The organism is Aeromicrobium sp. Root344 (assembly GCF_001425755.1).
Taxonomy (GTDB): Bacteria; Actinomycetota; Actinomycetes; order Propionibacteriales; family Nocardioidaceae; genus Aeromicrobium.
Genome location: NZ_LMDH01000001.1, coordinates 2,591,142 through 2,597,624, shown reverse-complemented (window position 1 = coordinate 2,597,624; position 6,483 = coordinate 2,591,142). Strand labels below are relative to the sequence as shown.

Here is a 6,483-nt window from a genome sequence, read left to right as displayed (position 1 = left end):
GAGGTGCCGGCATGAAAGCCGTCTTGTTCGCTCGCTGGCGCTCGCTCATGCCGTCACCTCCGAGTCTTCCTGGTCGTCGAGCGGCTCCGGGGCGGCGCGACGACGTACGGGCGCAGTCAGGACGATCGCCACGAGCCAGGCCAGGGCCTGCAGGACGCCGATCCCCCGGTGCCACCACGGCACGTCGGCGGTGTCGTTCTTGGGCTGCGGCGCGAGGGCCCAGACCCGCGAACCGGGCTGGTCGCTGCCCGCGGGCGAGAGCCGGGGGGCCGCGTCGATTCGACGGCTGACCTCCGGGTCGGCACCGGGTGCGTAGATCGAGTCGATGCCCAGCTCTCCGAGGGAGTCGATGTCGGCCGTCGTCGCCTGCGCGAGGACACGCCGCACGATGGCGGTCAGCCGGTCCGCCTGCGACGAGGACGCTGTGACGGCCTCCTGCCCGAGGAAGGGGCCGTCACCCGCGACGACGCGGTAGTCGACGCCACCGCGGATGGTGCCGGTCAGGATCAAGGTGTCGCCGGGACGCTCGGCGAGGAAGACCGGCACCACGTCGTCCCGGCCGTCGTCGAGGGGGTCGGCGCCACCGCGGGCGACCCACCAGCCCAGCGTGCCGACGGGCAGCACGAGCGCGACGACCACGGCCGCCGTGAGCGCCGGGCGCGGCCACGACAGCGTTGCGGGCACCGCGAGCAGGACCGCGGTCAGCAGACCGCCGATCCACACGACAGTCGGGATGCCGACCCACGGCGTGATGTCGGCGGGGCCGGCATGCGTCGAGTACGTCACGAGCGTTCCGGTCAGCGCCGCACCCAGGCCCAGCAGGGCGACGAGCCACGAGAGGAGCACGCCCGTGCGCGTACGGCGCGGCACCAAGGCCACGAGCGCCAGCACGAGCACGCCGACCGTCAACCACTCCGGCGCTGCTCCGGGTCCTCCCGCGCGGCCGAGGACGACCTCGCGGACGGTGGCTGAGCCGGGCAGCGGATAGCCCGCCTCCCACCACATCCGCCATGGGCGCAGGGCACGCTGGGCGAGCCACGGACCGAGCAGCACGAGCGGCACGACGGCCGCGACCACGAGCTGACCCCGGACCCAGCGCCCTTCGGCGTACCAGAGGATCAGCAGGCCGCCGAGACTCATGGGCAGGACGATCGGGGCGAACGCCGAGGCGAACGCGATCCAGATGCCGAGCCGCAGCGCGAGCTGCCAGCCCGGCTTCTCCGCGAGCTGCCACGCCGTGTTGGCGATGATCGGCAGCACCACGAGTGCGACGACCGTGCCGAGCCGGCCCTGGCTGACGGCGCCGGTCGCGACGACGCACAAGGCGTAGGAGACCGCCCAGACCATGCGGGGCACCCGGTGCGAGCTGATCTGCCGTCCGAAGCGGTGCGCCGTCAGGGCCGCGAGCGGGACCGCGAACACCATCGCGACCGTGATGACGAGTCCGGGGTGGAACCACACCGGCGTCGAGAGCGCGGCGAGCGGCAAGGCGAAGACCGGCGCCAGCGTGTCGCTCGGCAGCCCGACGTCGTGGCGTGCGCCGAGGAGCAGGTCCCACCACCCTCCGGCCGAACCGGGTGCCGGCAGCAGGGCGCCGCCGTGCAGGCCACCGCCGAACAGCCCGCGACCCGCGATCACCGAGAGCACGACGAGCACCAGGACCGTGGCGAGCCACGGCCGGCGCTGCAGGAGCGACGGTCCGTCGTCGAGGTCCTCCGCCTCATCAGGCGCCTGGTCGAGCGTCGTCGACCGGCGACCGACCGACTCGACCGCCTCGGGCTTGATGAGCGCGGTGGCGGTGTCCCGCACCATGTCGAAGCCGTGCTGGTAGGGCAGCCAGAACGGGGCGAGGAGATGCCGGATCGCGCGGTGTGACCGCGTGGCGGTGGCGCGTCGGCGACGCCGCGCCTTGATGAGCTTGAACGGATGCGTGTAGGCCGAGCGCAGCGCCAGCAGCTCGTCACTCGCGGCCTCGGGATCCTTGCCGATCAGCAGGCCGACGACCCGCAGCAGCGAGCCGAAGAACAGCCGGACGTACTGCCACAGGAACCGCGGCATCGGCGTGTTGGCCAGCAACGTGTAGATCGCCGCTCGGCGCTCCTCCCAGTGCGGCACGTCCCCGGCCGTACGCGCGCGGGTGCCGCGGCGGCTCGACTCGGCGTGGAACAGCACCGCGGTCGGCGCCGTCATCGTGCGGTAGCCGGCGCGGGCGATCCGCCAGCCGAGGTCGATGTCGTCGTAGAACAGCCGCAGGTTGGGGTCGAGGCCGTTGAGCTTGTCCCACACGTCTCGGCGGATCAGCATGCCCGCGGTGTTGACGGCCAGGACCTCGCGGGGCCGGTCGTGCTGCCCCGCATCGGGCTCACCGGTCTCGAGCCCGGTCTCGCGTGAGCCCGTCGCCGTGATCGTCAGGCCGACCTCGAGCAGGCGGCGCAGGGAGGGCCACTCCCGGATCTTGGGGCCGACGGCGGCGATGTCGGGCGCCGACGTGGCGGTGTCGAGCAGGCCCGAGAGCGTGCCCGGCAGCACCGACGAGTCGTCGTGCAGGAGCCAGATCCAGTCCGTACGGGGCATGGACTCCAGGCCGAGGCGGACGGCCTCGCCGAAGCCGGTGCCGGACGGGGCGTAGGTGATGCGCTCGGCGCCGAACGAGTCGCGGAGCAGGTCAGCGCTGCCGTCGGTCGAGCTGACATCGACGACGCGCCACGTCGTGGGTGCGTAGAACATGTGCGCGAACGAGGCGAGGACCTTGGGGAGCCAGGTGGCGCCGTTGTGGGAGACCAGAATGGCACCCACGGTGGGCGGATCGTCGAGCCAATGGCGCGTCGTGCTGGTCTCGTCCACGAGGGTCAACCCTAGTGGACGAGGAAAGCGGGAGTCTTAGGCCCGCTTCTTCAGCTTGCGACGCTCACGCTCGGACAGACCGCCCCAGATGCCGAACCGCTCATCATGTGCCAGGGCGTACTCGAGGCACTCTCCACGGACGTCGCACGTCAGGCACACTCGCTTGGCCTCACGTGTGGATCCGCCCTTCTCAGGGAAGAATGCCTCGGGGTCCGTCTGAGCGCACAGCGCGCGCTCTTGCCACATGAGTTCCTCATCGAGCTCCTGCGGCAGACCCAGATCGAATGACATACATGGAATTACAGTCCTGTCACCTGTCACAAGTCAAGCCGAATGGCAAGATTCATGAAATCCCCGGCGTGTCGCCCCCGTGCCGGACGCCTGAACAGGCAAGACAGAATGGCCGGATGCGCATCCTGCTGGTCATCGGCGCCGACGGCGCCCCCTTCGCCCGCACCCTCGGTGGCCTCCTCGGGCCCGACGACGAGCTGACCGTCGTCGCTCCCACGGTTCGCGGGCACGTCTCGGCCGGGCTCCAGGCGAGTCCTGACCTCGACGGCCTGCTGGTGTCGGTCGACCCGACGTACGCCGTCGCCGACGCCCTCGAGTCGGTCGGCTACACGCCGACCTGGCAACGGGCCAGCGACCAGGCCGTGGCCGCGCGGCTCGTCCGCACCGAGCTCGTCCTGACCGGCACCACCCTCACCGACGCGACGATCGCCGCCGGTCTGCGTGCCGCACTCCCCTACCGCCTGCTGCCGGTGTGCGACGACCGTGCCGAGTTCCGCGTCGTGGTCGGCTCGGACGAGCCTCGTGCGATCCCGGTCGACGAGTACCTCGCCGATCCTTCGTCCCACGAACCGACGCAGCTGCTCCTGATCGCCGACCAGATCTCGGTCTCCGCAGCCGTCTCCACGGCGCTGCTCGACTGCGACGCGCTCGTGCTCGGCCCGTCGAGCCGTACGCTCGCGATCGATCCGGTCCTGCGTACGCCTGGCTTCCGCGACCTGGTGAACGATGACCTGCCGGTGCTGGTCGTCGACCATGCCGACACCGCGCCGGCCGGGCTCGTACGCGTTGCGGGTCTGCGCGAGACCGATCCGGGCCGGCCGGTGCCCGTGCCCGCCGACGCCGGCGCCGGCGCCGTGCTCGAAGCAGCACGCAAGGTGGTGGCGGCGTGAGAACCCTCGACCAGCTCCTGCGGACCTCGGCCGATCCGTCGCAGCCTCTCGTGACCTACTACGACATGGCGACCGGCGAACGCGTCGAGCTCAGCACGACGACGACGGCCAACTGGGTCGCCAAGACCAGCAACTTCCTCGTCGACGACCTCGACGCCGGCCCCGGGACGCGCATCCGTGTCGGGCTGCCGAGCCACTGGCTCACGACGGTCTGGATCCTGTCGGCATGGAACATCGGTGCGGCGGTCGTCGACCACACCGCCGACGTCGGCCTCAGCGGTCCCGATCTCGTGGCGGAGGAGCCCCACCGCGTCGCCGCGTCGCTGAGACCCCTCGGCGGCCGCTTCCCGCAGCCGCCCGACGGTTTCCTGGACCTCGGCGCCGAGGTGCCCGGCCACGGCGACCACTTCCTGGCACTCGATCCCCCGGAGCCGTCCACGGTCGCGCTCGACCTCGACGGGGTGACGAGCACGCACGCCGAGCTGCTCGCCTCAGTCGTTCCTGACGGCGCTCGGCGGCTGGTCGCGCCGGGCACGATTCGGCGAGACGCCGAGCTCATCGCAGCCGCCTGCCTCGGTGGTGGCTCCCTCGTGATCGTGGCGTCTGCCACACCGGAGCAGATCTCACGCGTGGGCGCGCAGGAGGGCGCCGAGACCCGGTAGGTCGATCCATTACACTCGACGATGCCTCGACGGCAGGTCGTCAGGCACCTCCGAATGCCTGAACAGTAGGGACATCACACGGATGACAACTGCCGAGGACGCGGCGCGCCTGGGCCTTCACAAGGTCGGCGGCCGCCCACCACTTCGCGACTACGTCGCGGATGTCTGGCGGCGACGGACCTTCATCTACTCGATGGCCCGGTTCAAGATCGAGTCGGAGAACCAGCAGAACTCGCTCGGCATGCTGTGGGTCATCCTCAAGCCGTTGCTCAACGCCTTGGTCTACGGCCTGATCTTCGGCCTGCTGCTCCCCAGCAACACCCGGCCCCCGCACTTCGTCGAGTTCCTGCTCATCGGCGTCTTCGTGTTCGAGTTCTTCGCCCAGTCCTGGACCGCAGGCGGCAAGTCGATCACCAACAACGCCTCGTTGGTGCAGAGCCTCGCGTTCCCGCGCATGGTGCTGCCGCTGGCCGCCGTGACGCAGCGCTTCCTGCAGTTCCTGCCGACCGTGGGCATCATGCTGGTGTTCCTGCTCGCCAGCGGCAACCGGCCGCAGCTGCACTGGCTGCTGATCGTCCCGATCTTCGCGCTCTACTTCGTGTTCAGCTGCGGGCTCGCGCTCGTCACCGCCCGGCTCGCCGCGCACTGGCGCGACCTCAACAACTTCCTGCCGTTCCTGACCCGGTTCTTCTTCTACACGACCGGGATCTTCTTCAGCGTCGAGGAACGGTTCGGCCCTCGCGACGGGCACAAGGGTCACCCCACCATCATCAAGATCAGCGACTTCCAGCCGATCCACGAGTTCCTCAGCCTGGCGCGCTCTGCGCTCCTCGCCGGCGACTCCTACACGATCGACGAGCGCTACTGGCTGTTCGCCGGCACCTGGTCGCTCGGCCTGTTCGCGTTCGGTGTCTGGTTCTTCTGGCGCGCCGAGGAGAGGTACGGCCGTGTCGACTGACGAGACCCAGGTCCAGGCTCCGCAGCCCCCCAAGGACCGCAAGCCCGTCGTGATCGTCGACGACGTGCATGTCGAGTACAAGGTGTTCGCGACCGGCAAGCGCCCCACCGCCGCCGACCGCCGCTCCAAGGTGCTGCGCGGCCGCGGCAAGCAGATGCGCACGGTCCACGCGCTCAAGGGCGTGTCGTTCACGGCGTACGAGCAGGACAGCATCGGCGTCATCGGCACCAACGGTTCGGGCAAGTCGACCCTGATGCGGGCGATCGTCGGCCTCACCCCGACCAGCCGCGGCGCGATATACGCCTCGTCGCGACCCAGCCTGTTGGGCGTCGGCGCGGCGTTGATGAAGGACCTGTCCGGCGAGCGCAACATCATCCTCGGTGGTCTGGCGATGGGCTTCTCGATGGACGAGATCGAGGCCAACTTCGACGACATCGTCGCGTTCTCCGGCTTGGAGAAGTTCATCGACCTGCCGATGCGGGCCTACTCCTCGGGCATGACGGCGCGCCTCAAGTTCGCCCTCGCCAGCGTCCAGACGCACGACATCCTGATCGTCGACGAGGCCCTGGCGGTCGGTGACCGCAAGTTCCGGGCGCGCAGCGAGGCGCGCATCCGCGAGATTCGCGACAACGCCGGCACGGTGTTCCTCGTCAGCCACTCGATGCAGTCGATCCTGGACACCTGCAGCCGGGTCATCTGGCTCGACCAGGGCACGCTCGTGATGGACGGCGATCCCGAAGAGGTCATCGACGCCTACAACGAGGCACAGGACAAGTAGCTTCGCTCCCGGAGTTCACCATGTGACTGTGGAGCGAGCGCGGGAGCTGCTCTGACGTTC

At 70.0% G+C, this 6,483-nt stretch carries 6 protein-coding genes; 4 read left to right on the top strand and 2 right to left on the bottom strand.

Translation table 11 applies throughout. The features are described from left to right. Nucleotides 1-45: 45 nt before the first annotated feature. Together ASC61_RS12760 and ASC61_RS12755 are read right to left on the bottom strand one after the other, a co-directional pair. A complete protein-coding gene (locus tag ASC61_RS12760) occupies nucleotides 46-2,844 on the bottom strand; it encodes a glycosyltransferase family 2 protein (RefSeq protein ID WP_056212470.1) in 2,799 nt (932 codons plus the stop codon). Nucleotides 2,845-2,880: 36 nt separating this feature from the next. Further along, on the bottom strand, nucleotides 2,881-3,135 hold the full coding sequence (locus ASC61_RS12755) for a WhiB family transcriptional regulator (protein WP_056212467.1): 255 nt from the start codon (nucleotides 3,133-3,135) through the stop codon (nucleotides 2,881-2,883). Nucleotides 3,136-3,251: 116 nt separating this feature from the next. Here ASC61_RS12755 and ASC61_RS12750 point away from each other — a divergent pair, with 116 nt between their 5' ends. The 4 genes from ASC61_RS12750 to ASC61_RS12735 all read left to right on the top strand — a co-directional run bounded on the left by ASC61_RS12750 (nucleotide 3,252) and on the right by ASC61_RS12735 (nucleotide 6,423). After that, nucleotides 3,252-4,025, top strand: a complete 774-nt coding sequence (locus ASC61_RS12750; protein WP_056212465.1) for a 2-phospho-L-lactate transferase CofD family protein — start codon at nucleotides 3,252-3,254, stop codon at nucleotides 4,023-4,025. Continuing rightward, the gene (locus ASC61_RS12745) at nucleotides 4,022-4,687 is read left to right on the top strand and encodes a TIGR03089 family protein (RefSeq protein WP_056212463.1); all 666 of its coding nucleotides are present in this window, start codon (nucleotides 4,022-4,024) and stop codon (nucleotides 4,685-4,687) included. Before ASC61_RS12750 ends, ASC61_RS12745 begins: the two co-directional genes overlap by 4 nt. An 82-nt stretch (nucleotides 4,688-4,769) precedes the next feature. Beyond that, entirely contained in the window at nucleotides 4,770-5,645 is an 876-nt protein-coding gene (locus ASC61_RS12740; RefSeq protein ID WP_056212461.1) for an ABC transporter permease, read from the top strand. Next, nucleotides 5,635-6,423 carry an ABC transporter ATP-binding protein gene (locus ASC61_RS12735; protein ID WP_056212458.1) on the top strand — a complete coding sequence of 263 codons (789 nt, stop codon included), beginning with the start codon at nucleotides 5,635-5,637 and terminating at the stop codon, nucleotides 6,421-6,423. Before ASC61_RS12740 ends, ASC61_RS12735 begins: the two co-directional genes overlap by 11 nt. Nucleotides 6,424-6,483 lie beyond the last annotated feature (60 nt).